19 protein-coding genes are annotated in these 19,463 nt (G+C 63.9%); 7 read left to right on the top strand and 12 right to left on the bottom strand.

All coding sequences use genetic code 11. The annotated features are described in order from the left end of the window. Positions 1 to 134: 134 nt before the first annotated feature. A complete protein-coding gene (gene aceK / locus PMI38_RS10065) occupies positions 135 to 1,844 on the bottom strand; it encodes a bifunctional isocitrate dehydrogenase kinase/phosphatase (RefSeq protein ID WP_008093421.1) in 1,710 nt (569 codons plus the stop codon). 249 nt (positions 1,845 to 2,093) lie between these two features. On the opposite strand from aceK, the gene PMI38_RS10070 reads away from it, so the two are divergent. Together PMI38_RS10070 and PMI38_RS10075 are read left to right on the top strand one after the other, a co-directional pair. Next, the gene (locus PMI38_RS10070) at positions 2,094 to 2,975 is read left to right on the top strand and encodes a DMT family transporter (protein ID WP_008093423.1); all 882 of its coding nucleotides are present in this window, start codon (positions 2,094 to 2,096) and stop codon (positions 2,973 to 2,975) included. 140 nt (positions 2,976 to 3,115) lie between these two features. Continuing rightward, the gene (locus tag PMI38_RS10075) at positions 3,116 to 3,586 is read left to right on the top strand and encodes a DUF4265 domain-containing protein (RefSeq protein WP_008093426.1); all 471 of its coding nucleotides are present in this window, start codon (positions 3,116 to 3,118) and stop codon (positions 3,584 to 3,586) included. Between the two features lie 6 nt (positions 3,587 to 3,592). Here PMI38_RS10075 and PMI38_RS10080 read toward each other — a convergent pair whose 3' ends face one another. The 4 genes from PMI38_RS10080 to cysK form a co-directional block, all read right to left on the bottom strand. Then, complete coding sequence (locus PMI38_RS10080; protein ID WP_008093428.1) at positions 3,593 to 4,474, bottom strand: DMT family transporter; 882 nt, start codon at positions 4,472 to 4,474, stop codon at positions 3,593 to 3,595. Positions 4,475 to 4,588: 114 nt separating this feature from the next. Beyond that, on the bottom strand, positions 4,589 to 4,750 hold the full coding sequence (locus PMI38_RS27080) for a hypothetical protein (protein WP_157214862.1): 162 nt from the start codon (positions 4,748 to 4,750) through the stop codon (positions 4,589 to 4,591). Between the two features lie 199 nt (positions 4,751 to 4,949). Further along, on the bottom strand, positions 4,950 to 5,885 hold the full coding sequence (locus PMI38_RS10085) for an aspartyl/asparaginyl beta-hydroxylase domain-containing protein (protein WP_008093430.1): 936 nt from the start codon (positions 5,883 to 5,885) through the stop codon (positions 4,950 to 4,952). Positions 5,886 to 6,060: 175 nt separating this feature from the next. Continuing rightward, complete coding sequence (gene cysK, locus PMI38_RS10090; RefSeq protein WP_008093433.1) at positions 6,061 to 7,035, bottom strand: cysteine synthase A; 975 nt, start codon at positions 7,033 to 7,035, stop codon at positions 6,061 to 6,063. Between the two features lie 131 nt (positions 7,036 to 7,166). Here cysK and PMI38_RS10095 point away from each other — a divergent pair, with 131 nt between their 5' ends. From PMI38_RS10095 to PMI38_RS10105, 3 genes are all read left to right on the top strand, one after another. Further along, a complete protein-coding gene (locus PMI38_RS10095) occupies positions 7,167 to 8,240 on the top strand; it encodes a DUF748 domain-containing protein (protein ID WP_008093434.1) in 1,074 nt (357 codons plus the stop codon). A 231-nt stretch (positions 8,241 to 8,471) separates the two neighbouring features. After that, on the top strand, positions 8,472 to 9,317 hold the full coding sequence (locus PMI38_RS10100; protein ID WP_008093435.1) for an AAA family ATPase: 846 nt from the start codon (positions 8,472 to 8,474) through the stop codon (positions 9,315 to 9,317). Positions 9,318 to 9,329: 12 nt separating this feature from the next. Continuing rightward, entirely contained in the window at positions 9,330 to 10,508 is a 1,179-nt protein-coding gene (locus tag PMI38_RS10105; protein WP_008093437.1) for a vWA domain-containing protein, read from the top strand. A 117-nt stretch (positions 10,509 to 10,625) separates the two neighbouring features. On the opposite strand, the gene PMI38_RS10110 is transcribed toward PMI38_RS10105, so the two are convergent. From PMI38_RS10110 to PMI38_RS10125, 4 genes are read right to left on the bottom strand one after another with little or no spacing between them, the layout of a single operon-like run. Next, positions 10,626 to 11,543: a biotin-dependent carboxyltransferase family protein gene (locus PMI38_RS10110; RefSeq protein WP_008093439.1), complete on the bottom strand. Its 918-nt coding sequence runs from the start codon at positions 11,541 to 11,543 to the stop codon at positions 10,626 to 10,628. Continuing rightward, positions 11,540 to 12,235: a 5-oxoprolinase subunit PxpB gene (gene pxpB / locus PMI38_RS10115; protein WP_008093442.1), complete on the bottom strand. Its 696-nt coding sequence runs from the start codon at positions 12,233 to 12,235 to the stop codon at positions 11,540 to 11,542. The genes PMI38_RS10110 and pxpB overlap by 4 nt, the downstream gene beginning before the upstream one ends. Then, positions 12,232 to 13,011, bottom strand: a complete 780-nt coding sequence (locus PMI38_RS10120) for a 5-oxoprolinase subunit PxpA (protein WP_008093445.1) — start codon at positions 13,009 to 13,011, stop codon at positions 12,232 to 12,234. The genes pxpB and PMI38_RS10120 overlap by 4 nt, the downstream gene beginning before the upstream one ends. Before the next feature lie 9 nt (positions 13,012 to 13,020). Next, positions 13,021 to 14,307: an MFS transporter gene (locus PMI38_RS10125; protein WP_008093447.1), complete on the bottom strand. Its 1,287-nt coding sequence runs from the start codon at positions 14,305 to 14,307 to the stop codon at positions 13,021 to 13,023. Positions 14,308 to 14,436: 129 nt separating this feature from the next. On the opposite strand from PMI38_RS10125, the gene PMI38_RS10130 reads away from it, so the two are divergent. After that, a complete protein-coding gene (locus PMI38_RS10130) occupies positions 14,437 to 15,348 on the top strand; it encodes a LysR family transcriptional regulator (protein ID WP_043273359.1) in 912 nt (303 codons plus the stop codon). 136 nt (positions 15,349 to 15,484) lie between these two features. Here PMI38_RS10130 and PMI38_RS10135 read toward each other — a convergent pair whose 3' ends face one another. Genes PMI38_RS10135 through PMI38_RS10145 form a run of 3 tightly spaced genes read right to left on the bottom strand, consistent with a single transcriptional unit; the run spans position 15,485 to position 17,302 of the window. After that, the gene (locus tag PMI38_RS10135) at positions 15,485 to 16,006 is read right to left on the bottom strand and encodes a DUF2937 family protein (protein ID WP_008093451.1); all 522 of its coding nucleotides are present in this window, start codon (positions 16,004 to 16,006) and stop codon (positions 15,485 to 15,487) included. Continuing rightward, positions 16,007 to 16,789 (bottom strand): class II glutamine amidotransferase, encoded by a 783-nt coding sequence (locus tag PMI38_RS10140; protein ID WP_008093453.1) that lies wholly within the window; start codon positions 16,787 to 16,789, stop codon positions 16,007 to 16,009. It abuts the gene before it with no gap. A gap of 15 nt (positions 16,790 to 16,804) precedes the next feature. Further along, complete coding sequence (locus tag PMI38_RS10145; RefSeq protein ID WP_008093454.1) at positions 16,805 to 17,302, bottom strand: hypothetical protein; 498 nt, start codon at positions 17,300 to 17,302, stop codon at positions 16,805 to 16,807. 82 nt (positions 17,303 to 17,384) lie between these two features. On the opposite strand from PMI38_RS10145, the gene PMI38_RS10150 reads away from it, so the two are divergent. Then, positions 17,385 to 19,427 carry a S9 family peptidase gene (locus PMI38_RS10150; protein WP_008093456.1) on the top strand — a complete coding sequence of 681 codons (2,043 nt, stop codon included), beginning with the start codon at positions 17,385 to 17,387 and terminating at the stop codon, positions 19,425 to 19,427. Positions 19,428 to 19,463: the final 36 nt, after the last annotated feature.

Raw genomic sequence — 19,463 nt, forward strand, 5'->3', positions numbered from 1 at the left:
GGTAAGTAGCGGGGGTATTGCTGGCCCTATCGCCGGCAAGCCGGCTCCCACAGGTACTCCACAGCCATCCGAGACTGTGCTGTACCTGTGGGAGCCGGCTTGCCGGCGATAGGGCCAGGCCAGACACAAGAGCATCACCGCCCCTTGCGCCGATAGGGAAACACATCGATCACCTTCCCGTCCCGAATCGCCGCCTGCAGCCCTTTCCAGTAATCCGCGTCGTACAGCTCCCCATGCAAGCGGCTGAACAACCGCCGCTGCCCCATATCGGCAAACAGAAACGGCGGAAACTCCTCGGGAAACACATCGTGCGGCCCGATCGAGTACCACGGCTCGCCCGACATCTCATCCTCCGGGTAGCGCGGCGGCGGGATATGGCGGAAGTTCACTTCGGTCAGGTAGCTGATTTCGTCATAGTCGTAGAACACCACCCGGCCATGCCGGGTAACGCCAAAATTCTTCAGCAGCATGTCGCCCGGAAAGATGTTCGCCGCCGCGAGTTGTTTGATGGCCAGCCCATAGTCCTCCAGCGCTTCGAGCACCTGGGCTTCACTGGCCTGCTCCAGGTACAGGTTGAGCGGCACCATGCGCCGTTCTGTCCAGCAGTGGCGGATCAGCACCGTGTCGCCCTCAAGGGCCACGGTGGACGGCGCCACTTCCAGTAACTCGGCCAGGCACTCGGGCTCGAACTTGCCGCGCGGAAAGCGAAAATCGGCGAACTCCTGGGTATCGGCCATGCGCCCTACGCGGTCGACACTCTTCACCAGCCGGTACTTGTCGATCACCGTGGCACGGTCGACGGTCTTGGACGGCGAGAATCGGTCCTTGATGATCTTGAACACCGTATTGAAGCCCGGCAGGGTGAAGACGCTCATGACCATCCCGCGTACACCGGGGGCCATGACGAAACGGTCGTCGCTGCTGGCCAGGTGGTTGATCAGCGCCCGGTAGAACTCCGACTTGCCGTGCTTGTAGAAGCCGATCGAGGTGTACAGCTCGGCGATGTGCTTGCCCGGCAGGATACGTTTGAGAAAATTGACGAACTCCGCCGGCACCGGCACATCGACCATGAAATACGAGCGGGTGAAGGAGAAGATGATCGATACGTCGGCCTCGTCGGTGATCAGCGCATCGGCCTCGATGCCGTGGCCCTCACGGTGCAGCAGCGGGATCACCAGCGGCCACTGCTCGTCAGCGTTGTACAGCCGGCCGACCAGGTAGGCGCCCTTGTTGCGGTACAGCACCGGTACGAACAGCTCCACGGTGAGCGCCGGGTCCTTGCACACCCAGTCCGGCAGGCTCTCGCGCAATTGTTCTTCGAGGCGTGAGAGGTCGCCCTCAAGGTCACCATAGGTGAATGCATGGTCGGCGAAGATCGCCCGCAACAGCCCCTTGAGACTGCCTTCGAGCCGGTAGGTACGGGTCTGCGCGGCCCGTTCGTGGCCGCGCATCGATGGCCGCGTGGTGTGGATGAACATGCAGCCATCGCTGATCTGGTCATGGCTGAACAGGCTGCAGAACAACGAGTTGTACCAGGTCTCCGACAGTTCATCGTCCAGGCGCGGGTCGATCAGGCTGATATAGGCACTCTTGACCAGCGGCCATTGCGCGACCTGCAGCAACACCTCGTCATCGAAGCCATCGCGCAGCCAACTGTTGACCTCGCCGACCTTGCGCTCATAGAGGTTGATCCGCGCGGCCGCCGCCCGCTGGCTCTCCTGCCAGCGGGCCTGCTCGAAGCGCTCGCGGGCACCGAGGGTGATGCGGCGAAAGTGTTCGCGGTAGTCGTCGAAGCCGTCGAGAATCATCCGGGCGATTTCGCCGGCAGGCCAGTGCTCGGTCATGCATGACACCTCGGTGCGGGGTGAGATAGACAGCTTAGTCGGCCCATGCGTTTTGAGAAGCCTGGGCGGGCCTCTTCGCGGGACAAGCCCGCTCCCACAGATACACCGCTTTTCTTGAAACAGCGATGTATCTGTGGGAGCGGGCTTGTCCCGCGAAGAGGCCGACACAGATTTACACCGCAAGAAAGCACAAGAACCCCCCCGCCCCCTCGCGTACACTCACGCCCTGCCTTGTACCTGGAGACCGCTGTGAGCCCCATCGCCCTGACCCGCCTGCTGACCCTTGCCGCCGTCTGGGGGGCGAGTTTCCTGTTCATGCGGATCATCGCCCCCGAACTGGGCACCGTGCCGACCGCCTTCTTCCGCGTATCCATCGCCTGCCTGGGCCTGATCGTCATCCTCGCCGCCGCCCGCGTGCGCTGGAATTTCGAAGGCAAGCTCGGCGCGTGCCTGGTACTGGGCATGATCAACTCGGGTATTCCGGCCACCTTCTATTCGGTGGCGGCGCAGGTGCTGCCAGCAGGCTACTCGGCAATCTTCAACGCCACCACGCCGCTGATGGGCGTGGTGATCGGCGCGCTGTTCTTCCGTGAGGCGATGACCCTGCCGAAACTGTGCGGCATCTTTCTCGGCCTGTTCGGCGTGGGCATCCTCAGCGGCGCCGGCCCGGTAGCCTTGGACATGGCCTTGCTGCAGGGCGCCCTGGCTTGCCTGGCCGCCACCACCTGCTACGGCTTCGCCGGCTTCCTGGCACGCCGCTGGGTCAGCGGCCTGGATAGCCGCCTCTCGGCCTTGGGCAGCATGCTCGGTGCCACGCTGATGATGACACCGCTATTCGCCTGGAGCGCACTGACCCAGCCGCCAGCAAGCTGGGGCGGCTGGCAGGTGTGGCTGTCGCTGCTGGGCCTGGGGCTGGTCTGCACCGCCTTCGCCTATATCCTGTACTTCCGCCTGCTGGCCGAGATCGGGCCGGTCAAGGCCAGTACCGTGACCTTTCTGATTCCGGTGTTCGGTGTGCTGTGGGGGGCCTGGCTGCTGGACGAGTCGTTGTCCATGGGGCACGTGTACGGTGGCGTGCTGATTGGCCTGGCGCTCTGGCTGGTGCTCAAGCCATCCCGGCGTACGGCCTGAGAGCCCTATCGCCGGCAAGCCGGCTCCCACAGGTACACCACATGACAGTGTGGGAGCCGGCTTGCCGGCGATGAGGCCAGTACAGACAACACAGCAAAATCGCATTACGATAGGCAGCCCTCCTGACCTGTAATGCCCCAATGCCCCCTGAGCAAACCTCAGCCTACAAAATCGTGCTCTGGCGCCTGGAGCAGGACGCCCAAGGCTACCCACCCGCGTCGGTCGAAGGCCTGTGGGCAAAACGCACCGAAGCCGGCTACCAGGTCGACAGCATCCCCTTCTATGCCTACGGCATCGCCCCTGGCGATACCATCAGCGTCAGCGAGGACGGCGAGCAGTCCTGGTTTGCAGCCTTGCAGCACAGCGGCGGCGCGTCGGTGTTCCGCATTCTGGTGAAAGCGACGGGCGACCTCGAACAGGTGCGTGCGGCACTCGAGGATTTCGGCTGTCCCAGCCAAGTCGAAAAGGCGGTGAGGATGCTTGCCGTCGAGATCCCGCCTTCGCATTCGCTCGACACACTGCTCTACTACCTGTTGACCCAACGCGAAGCCGGCACCCTGGACTTCGAGGAGGGCGTGCTGCGCCACACCATCCCCGAAGAGTTTCGCTAAAGCGCCCTACGCTTCAGCCAGGCGCGCTGCCGGCTTGCGGAACACGAACAGCAACCCGACCACGATCAAGCCCATGCCCAGCAAGCTGAGCGGGGCCAGGCGATTGCCGAAGATCACGAAATCCATCACCGCGGTCACCGCCGGCACCAGATAGAACAAGCTGGTGACGTTGACCAGGTTGCCCTTGGCAATCAGCCGGTACAGCAGCAGGGTCGCCAGCAGCGAGACCACCAGCCCCATCCACAACAGCGCACCGATGAAGCTGCCGTTCCATTCGACGTGCAGCGGCTGCAGCGGCGCGAACACCGCGCACAGGGCAAAGCCTGCCAGGTATTGCAGCGGCAGCGTGCCCATGGGGTTGTCGGTGATGCGCTTCTGCAGGATCGAGCCGAAGGTCATGCTGGCCAAGGCCAGCAAGGCGAACAGCATGCCGAGCAGCGAAACACCGCCAAGGTTGATGCCCTGATAGACCACCATCACTAGCCCGCCAAGCCCCAGGCCCAGACCGAACAGCCGGCTCCAGGAACGCTGACGCTCCATCAGCACCACCGTCAGAATGGGTTGCACGCCCATCACCGTGGCCATCACGCCAGGGGTGACATGGGTATTGAGCGCCAGCAGGTAGAAGATCTGGTAGGCACCGAGCAGTACGCAGCCGGTACCCAGGGCACGCAAGATCGCCCCCCGACTGCGCGGCCAGCGCAAGCCCAGCAACGGGCCGATCAGCAGCAGCCCGGTGAGCGCCAGCGCCGAGCGCAACAACAGGAAGGCGAAGGGGCTGGCATGGGCCAGGCCGAGTTTGGAGACGATAGCGCCGCTGCTCCACAGCAGGACGAACAGGCTGGTGGTGGCCGCCGAGGCCACGGATGCTTTGGTAAAGACAGACATGTATGCACCTGTATTCGGGCAAATAAGCCGAACGGTGGGCGTGTGCTTCAGTAAGGGAAGTAGCCGACCGTGTTCAGTAGGTTGCGCGTGTGACGGGATGCGGCCAGAAGCCGATCAGCCCAGCACGACCACGCAGCGAGGCGGAGCTACGCCGCCGACGACGCCACTGACAGGTGGTGGGTAATGACTGATCATGACCGGCTGCTGGCTGCCACGCACGACCATGCCCGCGACTGGCGCGATGGCAAAGCTTGTGGTGGAAGGGATGGCTGGCATGAACAGGGTCTTCGAGGAAGTGAATGGTCTGGAATATAGCGGTGAATCGGGAACTGGGCAATAGCTGCCCTTTGTGATGCCTGACCGGGCCCTATCGCCGGCAAGCCGGCTCCCACAGGTACGCCACAGACTTCAAGAACCGTGGTGTACCTGTGGGAGCCGGCTTGCCGGCGACAAGACCCGAACAGGCACCGAAACTTCAGAACAGCCAGTGATACAGCAGGTAAGCCACAACCACCGCCGCCACCGGCCGCAGGATGCGGTAGGCCTTGGGGTTGGCACGCTTGAACTGCTTCACACGGCCACTGATCCTGTTGCTGAAGCGCTTGCTCCAGGCATACGCCTGGTTGATCCCGCCAACGCGCTCGTCATCGGTGTTCTGCGGCGCGGTGGCTCGGCCGAGGAAGGCACTGACCTGGCGGTTGATGCGGGTCATCAGCGGGCTGGTCAGCGGCCGCTCGACGTCGCAGAACAGAATCACCCGAGTGACGTCGGTTTCGTTCTTCACCCAGTGCACATAGGTTTCGTCGAACATCACGTCTTCGCCGTCACGCCAGGCGTAGACCTGGCCGTCGACGTAGATGCGGCACGCGTCGGAGTTCGGCGTGGACAGGCCGAGGTGATAGCGCAGGGAGCCGCCGAACGGATCGCGGTGCGGGTTCAGGTGGCTGCCACCAGGCAGCAGGGCGAACATCGCGCCCTTGACGTTGGGAATGCGACTGACCAGTTCGACGGTCTTCGGGCACAGCGCCTCGGCCGACGGCAGTGGCTTGTCGTACCACTTCAGGTAAAAACGCTTCCAGCCTTTCTTGAAGAACGAACCAAAACCGGCGTCATTGTCTTTCTCGGCAGCGCGGATATAGCCCTCGTCGAACAGGTGCATCGCCTCTTCCCGAATGACCTCCCAGTTGTCCTTGAGCACATCCAGTTCCGGAAAGCGTTGGCGGTCCAGGTAAGGCTTGGACGGCACGCCGGAGAACAAGTACATCAGGCTGTTGTAGGGAGCGAACAGCGCCGAGTGGTTGACGAACTGGCGTAACACCGGCAGGCGCGCCTTGCCGCGCAAGTGCACGAACAGCACACTGCCGAAGAACACCAACAGGACACCCGCCTTGGCCGCGAAGGAAACAGTCATGCAACACTCCTTTGAAAGGAAGCAGGCTTGCGCTGTCCTGCTCCCAGTTAAATCATCCTGCCATCATAGACGCATCCCGCCCCGCTAAAAAACCACCGGGACGGGATCTCACTGTTAAGGATTATGTAATAAACCAGGCCACCAACCCTTGCGCCGGGTCAGCGACCAGGCGGGATTACTGCTGGTTTTCCTGCTCGCTGAACATATCGCTGAACAGCATGCTCGACAGGTAGCGCTCACCGGAGTCCGGCAGAACCACCACGATGGTCTTGCCCTGCATCTCTGGTTTCTCGGCCAGGCGCACCGCCGCCGCCATCGCCGCGCCACAGGAAATGCCACAGAGGATGCCCTCTTCCTGCATCAGGCGAATGGCCATGGCCTTGGATTCTTCGTCGGTCACCGTCTCGACCTGATCGACGATCGACAGGTCAAGGTTCTTCGGCACGAAACCAGCACCAATACCCTGGATCTTGTGCGGGCTGGGCTTGAGTTCCTCGCCGGCAAGCGTCTGGCTGATCAGGGGCGATGCCGCCGGCTCGACCGCCACCGACAGGATCGCCTTGCCCTGGGTGTGCTTGATGTAGCGCGACACACCGGTGATGGTGCCGCCGGTGCCGACACCGGCCACGAGCACATCGACCGCACCGTCGGTGTCGTTCCAGATTTCCGGGCCGGTGGTCTTTTCATGGATGGCCGGGTTGGCCGGGTTGTCGAACTGCCCAGGCAGGAAATACTGCGCCGGGTCCGAGGCGACGATCTCGTTGGCCTTCTCGATCGCGCCCTTCATGCCTTTGGCCGGCTCGGTCAGCACCAGTTCGGCGCCCAGGGCCTTGAGCACCTTGCGCCGCTCCAGGCTCATCGATGCCGGCATGGTCAGGATCAGCTTGTAGCCACGCGCTGCGGCGACGAAGGCCAGGCCGATACCGGTATTGCCCGACGTGGGCTCGACGATGGTCATGCCCGGCTTGAGCTTGCCGCTGCTCTCGGCGTCCCAGACCATGTTCGCGCCGATCCGGCACTTCACCGAATAACCGGGGTTGCGCCCCTCGATCTTGGCCAGGATGGTCACACCACGCGGGGCGATACGGTTGATCTGCACCAACGGCGTGTTGCCGATGGAATGGGCGTTGTCTGCGTAGATACGGCTCATGGCAGGTTCCTTGGCATGAAAAAGCAGGGAAAGACTTAAAGGGTAAGCCTGCCCCCGAAGCCAGTAAAGCCTGTTCGAACTCCCCGCCAAATACTGCGGTCAACCGTGCAACCCGCCTTGGAACGCTTTCGATGAACGCTCGCTACCGCTGGCCGTTGGTCGGCCTCGCCAGCCTGGTCGTGCTGCTGGTGGCCTTGCACCTGGCTCTCCCTTACCTGGTGCGGGACTACCTCAACGACAAGCTGGCCAACATGGGTGAATACCGCGGCCAGGTCGCCGACGTGGACCTTGCCTGGTGGCGCGGCGCCTACCAGATCAACGGGCTGAAGATCGTCAAGACCAGCGGCAAAGTGCCGGTGCCGCTGCTCGACGCGCCGCTGATCGACCTGTCGGTGAGCTGGCATTCGCTGTGGTACGACCGTGCGGTGGTAGCCGAGGTCACCTTCGTGCGCCCGGAACTGAACTTCGTCGACGGTGGCAGCAAGCAGGCCTCGCAGACGGGCCAGGGCACCGACTGGCGCCAGCAACTGGAAAAACTGCTGCCCATTACCCTCAACGAAGTGCGCATCGACAAGGGCACGCTGACCTTTCGCAATTTCACTTCTAAACCCCCGGTCGACCTCAAGGCCACTCGCCTGGATGCCAGCATCCGCAACCTGACCAATGTGCGTGACAAGAAAGGCCGGCGCGACGCCAGCTTCGAGGCCAAAGCCCTGATGCTTGGCGACGCCAAGGTCGAAAGCCGCGCCACCTTCGATCCGTTCAGCGACTTCGACGATTTCCAGTTCCGCCTGCGTGCCACCGGCATCGAGCTGCGCAGGCTCAACGATTTCGCCAGCGCTTACGGCAAGTTCGATTTCAACGCCGGGCACGGTGACGTGGTGATCGAAGCCCAGGCGCAGAACGGTCGGCTCAGTGGCTATATCAAGCCACTGCTGCGCGATGTCGACGTGTTCAATTGGCAGCAGGACGTGGAGAACAAGAACAAGGGCTTCTTCCGCTCGGTGTGGGAGGCCCTGGTGGGGGGCAGCGAAACGGTGCTCAAGAACCAGCCGAAGAACCAGTTCGCCACCCGGGTGGAGCTCAGCGGCAGCGTGCACAAGCAGGACATCAGCGCCTTCGAGGCGTTCTTGCAGATCCTGCGCAACGGTTTCATCCAGGCGTTCAATGCACGCTATGAGAAGGCGCCACCCGATTCCGACTGAACGGGTGTGACGGGCCATTCAGGGACTGAATACCCGGTCTGCGTTTCCAGCTGCCGAGGCCCGCGTTATAGTCGTTGGCAAAATAAATAGCTGTTGTCTGTGCCGGCCTCTTCGCGGGGCAAGCCCGCTCCCACAGGTAAACCACTCCACTCAAGGGATGTGGAAACCCTGTGGGAGCGGGCTTGCCCCGCGAAGAGGCCGGCACAGGCACCCCCACAGAGGACACTCCCAATGAAGTTCGAAGGCACCCGCGACTACGTCGCCACAGACGACCTGAAACTGGCGGTCAACGCGGCCATCACCCTCGAACGCCCGTTGCTGGTCAAGGGCGAACCCGGCACCGGCAAGACCATGCTCGCCGAACAGCTCGCCGCCTCTTTCGGCGCCCGCCTGATCACCTGGCACATCAAGTCGACCACCAAGGCCCACCAGGGCCTCTACGAGTACGACGCAGTCAGCCGCCTGCGTGACTCGCAGCTGGGCGTGGACAAGGTCCATGACGTGCGCAACTACCTGAAGAAAGGCAAGCTCTGGGAAGCCTTCGAGGCCGAAGAGCGGGTGATCCTGCTGATCGACGAGATCGACAAGGCCGACATCGAGTTCCCCAACGACCTGCTGCAGGAACTCGACAAGATGGAGTTCTACGTCTACGAAATCGACGAGACCATCAAGGCCAGGCAGCGCCCGATCATCATCATTACCTCGAACAACGAAAAAGAGCTGCCCGACGCCTTCCTGCGCCGCTGCTTCTTCCACTACATCGCCTTCCCCGACCGCAACACCCTGCAGCAGATCGTCGATGTGCACTACCCCAACATCAAGCAATCGCTGGTCAGCGAGGCGCTGGATGTGTTCTTCGACGTGCGCAAGGTGCCGGGCCTGAAGAAAAAACCGTCCACCTCCGAACTGGTCGACTGGCTCAAGCTGCTGATGGCCGACAACATCGGCGAAGCGGTGCTGCGCGAGCGCGATCCGACCAAGGCCATTCCTCCGCTGGCCGGCGCCCTGGTGAAGAACGAGCAGGACGTGCAACTGCTCGAACGCCTGGCCTTCATGAGCCGGCGCGGCAACCGCTGACAGGAGCCGGCCATGCTGCTCAACCTGTTCAATGAAATGCGCGCGGCCAAGGTGCCGGTGTCGGTACGTGAACTGCTCGACCTGCTGAACGCCCTGCAAAAGCGCGTGGTGTTCGCCGACATGGACGAGTTCTACTACCTGGCGCGGGCCATCCTGGTGAAGGACGAGCGCCATTTCGACAAGTTCGACCGGGCGTTCTCGGCCTACTTCAAGGGCCTGGAGAACCTTGACCGGCACCTGGAGGCCCTGATCCCCGAGGACTGGCTGCGCAAGGAATTCGAGCGTTCGCTGACGGATGAAGAACGTGCGCAGATCCAGTCCCTGGGCGGCCTGGACAAGCTGATCGAAGAGTTCAAGAAACGCCTCGAAGAGCAGAAGGAACGCCATGCCGGCGGCAACAAGTGGATCGGCACCGGCGGCACCAGCCCCTTCGGCTCGGGCGGTTTCAACCCCGAAGGCATCCGCGTGGGCGAGGCCGGCAAGCGCCAGGGCAAGGCGGTGAAGGTGTGGGATCAGCGCGAGTACAAGAACCTCGACGACCAGGTCGAGCTGGGTACGCGCAACATCAAGCTGGCCCTGCGCCGTCTGCGCAAGTTCGCCCGCGAAGGCGCCGCCGAAGAGCTGGACATCGACGGCACCATCGACCACACCGCACGCGATGCCGGGTTGTTGAACATCCAGATGCGCCCGGAGCGACGCAACACGGTGAAGCTGCTGTTGCTGTTCGACATCGGCGGCTCGATGGACGCCCACGTCAAAGTCTGCGAAGAGCTGTTCTCGGCCTGCAAGACCGAGTTCAAGCACCTGGAGTATTACTACTTCCACAACTTCGTCTACGAGTCGGTGTGGAAGAACAACCTGCGCCGTACCTCGGAGCGGTTCTCCACGTTCGACCTGCTGCACAAGTACGGCGATGACTACAAAGTGATATTCGTCGGCGACGCGGCCATGGCGCCCTACGAGATCACCCAACCGGGTGGCAGCGTGGAGCACTGGAACGAAGAGGCAGGCTACGTGTGGATGCAGCGTTTCATGGAGAAGTTCAGGAAGATCATCTGGATCAACCCGTATCCGAAACAGGCCTGGGATTACACGGCGTCGACCCACCTGGTGCGGGACTTGATCGAGGACAAGATGTATCCGCTGACCTTGCAGGGGCTGGAAGAAGGGATGCGGTATCTGTCCAAATAGTTGTCAGTCTGTACCGACCCTATCGCTGGCAAGCCAGCTCCCACAGGAACCCCACAGATTTCAAGACTTGTGGCGTTACCTGTGGGAGCCGGCTTGCCGGCGATAGGGCCCGAAGCGTCACCGCCAACGCTGCAGATACGCCTGCTGCCCCCGCCAGGCCTCATCCTGCACCACCGCCCTGAACCGCACCGCCGTCCCCGGCATGCACTGCGCCAGCTGCGCCAATGCCAACGGCGTCAACGCCCCCAGCCGCGGATAGCCGCCAATGGTCTGCCGGTCATTGAGCAGCACGATCGGCTGCCCGTCCGGCGGCACCTGCACCGCCCCCAGCGGAATCCCTTCGGAGATCATCGGCGCGCCCTGATAGACCAGCTGCGGCCCAAGCAAACGGATACCCATGCGATCGGCCCGACTGTCCAGCGTCCAATCACTGTTGAACGCCTCGAACAGGCTGGTGCCGCTGAAATCGCCAATTTGCGCGCCCATCACCAAATCGAGCAGGGGCTTCTGCGGATAACCCGGCCGCAGCGCCTCGGGCACCTCGCGCAGCGCTGCCGGGCTACCGGCGAAGCTCAGCACTTGCCCCTTGCCCAGCGCAGCCCCCAGCCCATCGATGCCACCCAGTTCTTCACGCACCACCGTGGCACAGCTGCCCAGCACCGCTTCCCCGTGGAACCCACCCGGCGCCGCAAGGTAGGCGCGTACGCCCTGCTTCGGCTGCCTCAAGGTCAAGCGCTGCCCCTTGGCCAGGGTGAAACTGCGCCAGCCTGCCAGAGGCTGGTCATCGACCCGTGCATCCAGATCTGCACCGGCCAGGGCCAGCACGCAGTCCTGTTCGGCCAGCACACTGAAACCGCCCAACGCCACTTCGATCACCGGTGCATCCAGCGCGTTGCCCAACAGCCAGTTGGCCCAGTACATCGCCACCCAATCCAGCGCCCCGCCCTGGGTCACGCCCAGATGGCGCACGCCGAAACGTCCACCGTCCTGCAATTGGCACAGCGGCGTGCTGGCCTCGATCATCAGCTGCGTCATGCCCCCGCCTCCAACGGACTGTCATCACCGCCCAACGCCAGGAACTCGGCATGGGAAACCGCCACGAAACGCACCCGGTCGCCGGGTTGCAGCAGGCTGTAACCTTCGCGCTCACGGTCGAACAGGCGCACCGGTGTGCGTCCGATCAGGTTCCAGCCACCCGGCGAGACCGCCGGGTAGGCCGCCGTCTGGCGCTCGGCGATGCCCACGCTGCCCGCCGCCACCCGCTTGCGCGGGGTGCTCAGGCGGGGCGTGGCCAGCTGTGGGTCCACCAGGCCCATGAAGCCGAAGCCTGGCGCGAAGCCCAGGGCGAACACGGGATAGTCGCGCTCGCTGTGCAGGCGAATCACCTCGTCCTCGCTCAAGCCGCTGCGCGCTGCCAGCACGGGCAGTTCAGGGCCGACACTGGCGTGGTACCACACCGGGATCTCATGGCGACGACCCGCGCTGCCGGTGTCCGGCTGCAGACCGTCCAGCGCCTGGACGATCAGCGCCTTGGCCTCGGCTGGCGGCAGATCGAACTGCACCATCAGCGTGGTATAGGACGGCACCAGGTCCAGCAGGTGCGTGCCCAACGCCGCACTCAGGCGTTGGCTGGCCGCGAGCATCCACGGCATGTTGGCTTCATCGATGCTGTCGAACAGGCGCACCATCAGGCTGTCGATGGCCACGACTTCGATGCGTACTTTCATGCTTGCTCCAACCCATCGAGTGCCTGACGAATCTGCCGCACCGCCGCCACCGAACTGTCGTTGTCGCCGTGCACGCACAGGGTGCTGGCCTGAAGGCGCAAAGCACTGCCGTCGTCGGCCACCAGCGCATAGCCACGGGCCAGGCGCAGAGCCTGCTCGACCACCAGCGCCGAGTCGTGATGCACCGCACCTGGGAGGCTGCGCGACCGCAGATGGCCGCTGGCGGTGTAGGCACGATCGGCGAAGGCCTCGAACCACAACGGCACGCCGATTTCATCGCCCAGCGCCTGGGCAGCGCTGTTGTCGGCGGTGGCCATCAGCATCAACGGCAGGCCACTGTCGTAGGCGGCCATGGCTTCGAGCACGGCACGCAGCTTGAGCGGGTCAGCCATCATGTCGTTGTACAACGCACCATGGGGTTTGACGTAGGCCACCTGGCCGCCGAGGGCTTTGCAGATGCCCTGCAGGGCGCCGATCTGGTAATGCAGCAGGTCGCGGATTTCGTCGTTGCTGCAGGCCATGGAGCGACGGCCGAAACCGACCAGGTCCGGGTAGGCCGGATGGGCGCCGATGGTGACCCCGTGCTGCAACGCCAGGGCCACGGTGCGGCGCATGGTGCCGGGGTCGCCCGCATGGTAGCCACAGGCGATGTTGGCGCAGTCGATGTAGGGCATCACCTCGGCATCGCGGCCCATGCGCCAGCTGCCGAAACTTTCGCCCATGTCGCAATTGAGTAGCAGGCGTTTCACCTGGCGGGTTCCCGTGTCGATGTTCATGTGCCTACCTCAGCGCGCCTTGAGTTGTTTGCCGCAGGTTTCCGGCAGGCTCAAGGCCGCCAGGATCACCACACCGTAGGACACCGCAGAGAAGGCGCCAATCCCCAGGCCCAGCGGTACTTTCTGGCTGAGCAGGCCGATCAGCAACGGGAACACGGCCGCGATCACCTTGCCGATGTTGTAGCAGAAGCCCTGCCCCGAACCACGGATGCGGGTGGGGAACAGCTCGGTGAGGAACGCGCCCATGCCACTGAAGATGCCCGAGGCGAAGAAGCCCAGCGGGAAGCCCAGCCACAGCATCAGGTCATCGCTCACCGCCATCTGCGTGTAGAGCAGCACGATGATGAACGAGCCCACGGCGAACAGGATGAAGTTCTTCTTGCGCCCCAGGATGTCGGACAGGTACGCGCTGATCACGTAGCCCACGTAGGAGCCGACGATCACCATCGCCAGGTAGCCGCCGGTGCCCAGCACGCTCAGGCCACGCTCGTTCTTGAGGAAGGTTGGCAGCCACGAGGTGATGGCGTAGTAGCCACCCAGCGCACCGGTGGTCAGCAAGGACGCGCGCACGGTAGTCCAGAGCATGCCGGGGGCGAAAATCTCGTAGAAGTGCGAAGGCGCTGCGGCCTCTTCCACCGCTTTGGCCTGGCGGTACACCTCCGGATCCTTGACCAGCCGGCGGACGAAGATCACGAAAATGGCCGGTACCAGACCGAGCAGGAACAGTGCGCGCCAAGCCTGCTCAGCAGGCAGCCAGGAGAACAGCAGCGCATAGAGGATCGCCGTCAAGCCCCAGCCCAGGGCCCAACCGGACTGCACCATGCCGACCGCCTTGCCACGGTCCTGGGCGCGGATCACTTCGCCGATCAGCACCGCACCTGCGGTCCACTCGCCGCCGAAACCGAAGCCCATCAGGGTACGGGCGATCAGCAGTTGTTCGTAGTTCTGGGCGAAGCCGCACAGGAAGGTGAAGAAGGCGAACCACAGCACTGTCAATTGCAAGGTGCGTACCCGGCCGATGCGGTCGGAGAGAATGCCGGCGATCCAGCCGCCGACGGCCGATGCGATCAGGGTGCTGGTGTGGATCAGGCCGGCTTCGGTGGTGCTGATGCCCCACATCATGATCAGCGTAGGAATGACGAAGCTGAGCATCTGCGTGTCCATGCCGTCCAGGCCATAGCCGATCTTGCAGCTCCAGAAGGTGCGTCGTTGCTGGGAGTCGATATCGCGGTACCAGGCGAAAGGCCCGCTGGAAGATGAGGGCGAAACCTGTTGCTGCACGCCGGTGGGGTTCATGCTTGCCTCGGCTTGTTGGTATTGTTTTATGGGCGACGTCTGGCGTCGCGGCCTGCCATCATTGTTCAGAGGCCGCGCCAGATGCGTCCAACGAGAAAAACCGCCGGTCTGGAACAAGAAAAACTGATCATGAACCTTCGCTTCCTCGAAACCTTCGTCTGGGTCGCCCGGCTCAAGAGCTTTCGACTCACCGCCGAAAAGCTGTTCACCACCCAGGCGTCGGTCTCCAGCCGCATCGCTGCGCTTGAGGCCGACCTTGGGGTGAAGCTTTTGCTGCGCGACTCACGCGGCGTCAGCCTGACCCCGGAGGGCGCCAAGGTGCTGGAGTACGCCGAGCGCATGCTCGATACCGCCAAGGCCATGAAGCAGTCGCTGGACAGCGACCGGGCCAAGGTCGGGCGCATTCGCCTTGGCGTGATGGACACGGTGATTCATACCTGGATGAGCGCACTGGTGGCAGAACTTACCGAGCGCTACCCCCAGGTTGAAATCGAGCTGGTCGCCGATACTGCGCTCAACTTGCGCGAACAGCTGCAAAAAGGCTTTCTCGATGTAATCCTGCAAACCGACCTTCTGCGCGAACAGTCGATCCGCAGCGTGGACCTGGCGCGCTACCCCATGGGCTGGGTGGTGGCCGCAGGTGCCGCCCAGCACCGCGATTACGCGTCGCTGGCCGAGCTCGGTCGCGAGCGCATCGTGACGTTCTCGAAGAACTCGCGGCCGCACCAGGAAGTGCTCAGCATGCTGCAGGCCGCGGGGGCCGAATCGCCGCGGCTGAACTGCGTGAACTCGGTGGCGGCGATTACCCGTTTGCTGCGCGATGGCTTCGGCATCGGTGCCTTGCCGCCGGCGCTGGTGGATGCCGAGTTGAGTCGGGGTGAGCTGGTGCTGCTCGAAGGCTTGCAGCCACCGCCGAGCCTGGAGCTGGTGGTGGCCTGGCAGACGGGGGTGGCCTTGGTGGATGAGGTGGTCGGGGTGTGCCGGCAGGTGCTGGAGCGCTATGCGCGGGATGTCGGGGCGCAGAGGATTGTGTTGGTCTGAATGATCTGCAGTGCTTGAACTGGCCCTTTCGCGGGGCAAGCCCGCTCCCACAGGTACACCGCTGACTCTGAAACGTTTGCTAGACCTGTGGGAGCGGGCTTGCCCCGCGAAAGGGCCGGCACGGGGACAGAGAGGGTCAGCGCCAACTCTCTTTAACCACTTTTCGCCGGCCGCCCAAAATCACCCAGCCAATCCCCAGCAACAGGCTCTCGACCACAAACGCCAGCACAAACCCTGCACCCACGCCCCAGCCAATCGCCTCAGGCACCAGCAAGATCTGATAGCTATACCCCTTGAGCGTCTCCTCACGCAGCTGCGGATCCGGCTGCACCAGCACATGCCAGGTCCGGCTGACCCACGCCCCTTGCAGCGCCTGCCACTCGTTCTCCAGCAACTGGTTGCGGATCAACAGGCTCTCGATACTGTTGGCATCGCTGTTGAACACCGGGTCGTCACTGCTGCGGTAATGCTGCACCAACGCCTGCAGGTCGCCGTTGAAGAAACGCTCGGCGGTCTGCTTGAAACCATCGAGGGCCTGGCGCGATTCGAACAGGTGCGCCTCGACCCGCTGGCTGTAGTCCTTGACCAGCCCCGGGACCTGGATACCGGCCAGCAGGCCGAAGGTGAACAGCAGCAACCGCAGGTAACTTCTGAACATTCAGCGTCCTTGGCTCTGGCCTTGCGAAACGCATTCCCCGTGCCGCCACAGGCCCCATTGGCCGGGCTCGTAGCGCCGCCAGGTCTCGTTCTCGGTCAAGGCCTCGGTGGCGATCACCGTCACCACGTCATTGGGCGTGGTCTCGGTGTGAAAATCGACGATCAGGTCGACATCCTTCAATCGCGCAGCACCAAACGGGGCGCGACGGGTGATGTGGACCAGCTTGGTCGAGCAGAAGCAGAACAACCAGTCGCCGTCGCTGAGCAGGCAGTTGAACACGCCTTTGCCGCGATACTCGGCACAGGCTTCGACCAGCACAGGGAGCAGCTGTTCCACTTCCACAGGCTCCGGGAAGGCCGCGCGAATGCGGTTGAGCAGGTCGCAGAAGGCCGCCTCGCTGTCGGTATCGCCCACGGGCCGGTAGAAAGTTGCCTCGCCCTTGAAGTCGCCGAGCTGGCCGTTGTGCGCGAAGCACCAGTTGCGGCCCCACATTTCCCGGACGAACGGGTGGGTGTTGGACAGGCACACCCGGCCCACGTTTGCCTGGCGGATGTGGCCGATGACCACTTCGCTCTTGATCGGGTAGCGCTGCACCAGGTTGGCCACTTCCGACTCGCTGCTCGCCGCCGGGTCCTGGAACAGGCGCAGGCCGCGGCCTTCGTAGAAGCCGATGCCCCACCCGTCACGGTGCGGGCCGGTGCGGCCGCCGCGCTGCATCAGGCCGGTGAAGCTGAAGACGATATCGGTAGGGACGTTGGCGCTCATGCCCAGCAGTTCGCACATGTTCGCTGTCTCCGCTTACAAACGGGGCTCGACCCGACCACCGCCGGAGGGCGCGGCAGGCGGCAGGTCGTCGCGGTAACGGTCGCGGCGTTCGGCGGCCAGTGGCGCGCCGGCGTCGAGCCGGGCGTCCTCGGCGGCCTGGCGCTGGGCAGCGGCCTCGGCCTGTTCGCGGCGCTCGCGGGCACGCTTTTCCAGGGGCCAGCGCAGCAGCACGAACAGCGCGTACAGCGCAAAGGCAATCATGCCGTACATGGCAAAGTCGGAAACCGCTCGCCAGGCGTTGTTGCCTACCTTGAAGGCAAGGTCCAGGGTGGTGATGGCGATGGCCGGGGCCACCGCATCCTTGGCCGGGTCGACCACGGTCGGGGTCAGCAGCAGGACCGCCAGGATCACCCGCAGCGGCTCACGCAGCCAACGCCACATCCAGCCGGTGATTTTGAAACCCACCCACAGGCAGCCCAGGGCGGCCACGGCGTAGAGGCCCCAGGCGAGGGTATAGTCGTTCTCGGTCATGGTGATCGTGCAAGCCAGGCAAAGAGACGCCTATGATAAACACTTTTCCGGGCGCAGGCGCCCCCTAGCCAAGAGAACACCGATGCCCAACGCGCTCCAGCCCCCTATCGCCCGCCAGGACCAGGGCGCCGATCCCTACGCCTGGCTGCAACAGCGCGACACGCCCGAAGTACTCGACTACCTGCAGGCGGAAAACGCCTACCAGGAGGCCTGCCTGGCCGACCAGGCGCCCCTGCGCGAGCAGTTGTTCGAAGAAATCAAGGGTCGCATCCTTGAAACCGACCTGTCGCTGCCCTCGCCCTGGGGCCCGTACCTGTACTACACCCGCACCACGGCAGGCGACGAGTACCCGCGCCACTACCGCTGCCCGCGCCCGGCGGATGATTCCAATACCGTGGACGAGCAGCAGGAACAGCTGCTGCTCGACCCCAATGCCCTGGCAGACGGTGGCTTCCTGGCCCTGGGTGCCTTCAGTGTCAGCCCCGACCACCGCCTGCTGGCCTACAGCCTCGACACCAGCGGCGACGAAATCTACACCCTGTACGTCAAGGACCTGGCCAGCGGCAGCCTGACCACCCTGCCCTTCGACGACTGCGACGGCAGCCTGACCTGGGCCAACGACAACCAGACGCTGTTCTTCGCCGAACTGGACGACACCCACCGCCCTTGGCGCCTGCGCCGCTACACCTTGGGCGAGGACGACGCGCAGACCGTGTTCGAAGAGCCCGATGGCCGGTTCTTCCTGCACTGCTATCGCACCAGCTCCGAACAACAGCTGGTGCTGCTGCTCAACAGCAAGACCACCAGCGAAGCCTGGGTGCTCGATGCCCTCACCCCGCAGGCCGCATTCACCTGCCTGGCGCCCAGGGTGGAAGGCCACGAATACTTCCCCGACCACGGCCAGCTCGACGGCCAGTGGCGCTGGTTCATCCGCACCAACCAGGACGGTATCAACTTCGCCCTGTATCAGGCCCCGTGCGAGCAGGTACCGACCCGCGCGCAGTGGCAGCTGCTGGTGGCACACCGCGACGACATCATGCTCGAAGGCCTCAGCCTGAATGCCAGCGCCCTGACCTTGAGCCTGCGCGAAGGCGGCCTGCCGATCATCGAGGTTCGCCCCCAAGGCCTTGCCAGCTACCGGGTCGAGCTGCCTGACGCGGCCTACAGCCTGTACGTGCAGGACAGCCTGGAATTCGTCAGCCGCCGCGTGCGCCTGCGCTATGAAGCGCTCAACCGCCCCGCGCAGGTACGCCAGCTGGACCTGGCCACAGGTGCCCAGGTGGTGCTCAAGCAAACCCCGGTGCTGGGCGAATTCGATGCCGACGACTACGTCAGCGAGCGCCTGTGGGCCACCGCCGCCGATGGCACCCAGGTGCCGATCAGCCTGGTCCGCCGCAAGCAAGACCAAGGCAAGACCGTGCCGCTCTACCTGTATGGTTACGGCGCCTACGGCGAGAGCCTCGACCCATGGTTTTCCCATGCCCGCCTGAGCCTGCTGCAACGCGGCGTGGGCTTTGCCATCGCCCATGTGCGCGGCGGTGGCGAGCTGGGCGAAGCCTGGTACCGCGCCGGCAAGCAGGAACACAAGCACAACAGCTTCAGCGACTTCATCGCCTGCGCCGAACACCTGATCGCCCAGGGCGTGACAGCGTCCGATCGCCTGGCCATCAGCGGCGGCAGCGCCGGTGGCCTGCTGATGGGTGCGGTGCTCAACCAGCGCCCTGAGCTGTTCCGCTGCGCCATTGCCGAAGTACCGTTCGTCGATGTGCTCAACACCATGCTCGACCCCGAGTTGCCGCTGACCGTCACCGAGTACGACGAATGGGGCAACCCCGAGGAGCCCGAGGTGTACGAGCGGATCAAGGCCTACGCGCCCTACGAGAACGTCAGCGCCCAGGCCTACCCGGCCATGCTGGTGGTCGCCGGCTACAACGACAGCCGCGTGCAGTACTGGGAAGCCGCCAAGTGGGTGGCACGCCTGCGCACGCGCAAGACCGACGACAACCTGCTGCTGCTCAAGACCGAGATGGGGGCGGGTCACGGCGGCATGAGCGGGCGCTACCAGGGGCTGCGGGATGTGGCGCTGGAATATGCGTTCGTCTTCAATGAGCTGGGCGTGGCGTAAGACACGCGCTTGATCGGGGGCCCTATCGCCGGCAAG

The organism is Pseudomonas sp. GM84 (genome assembly GCF_000282535.1).
Classification (GTDB): Bacteria; Pseudomonadota; Gammaproteobacteria; order Pseudomonadales; family Pseudomonadaceae; genus Aquipseudomonas.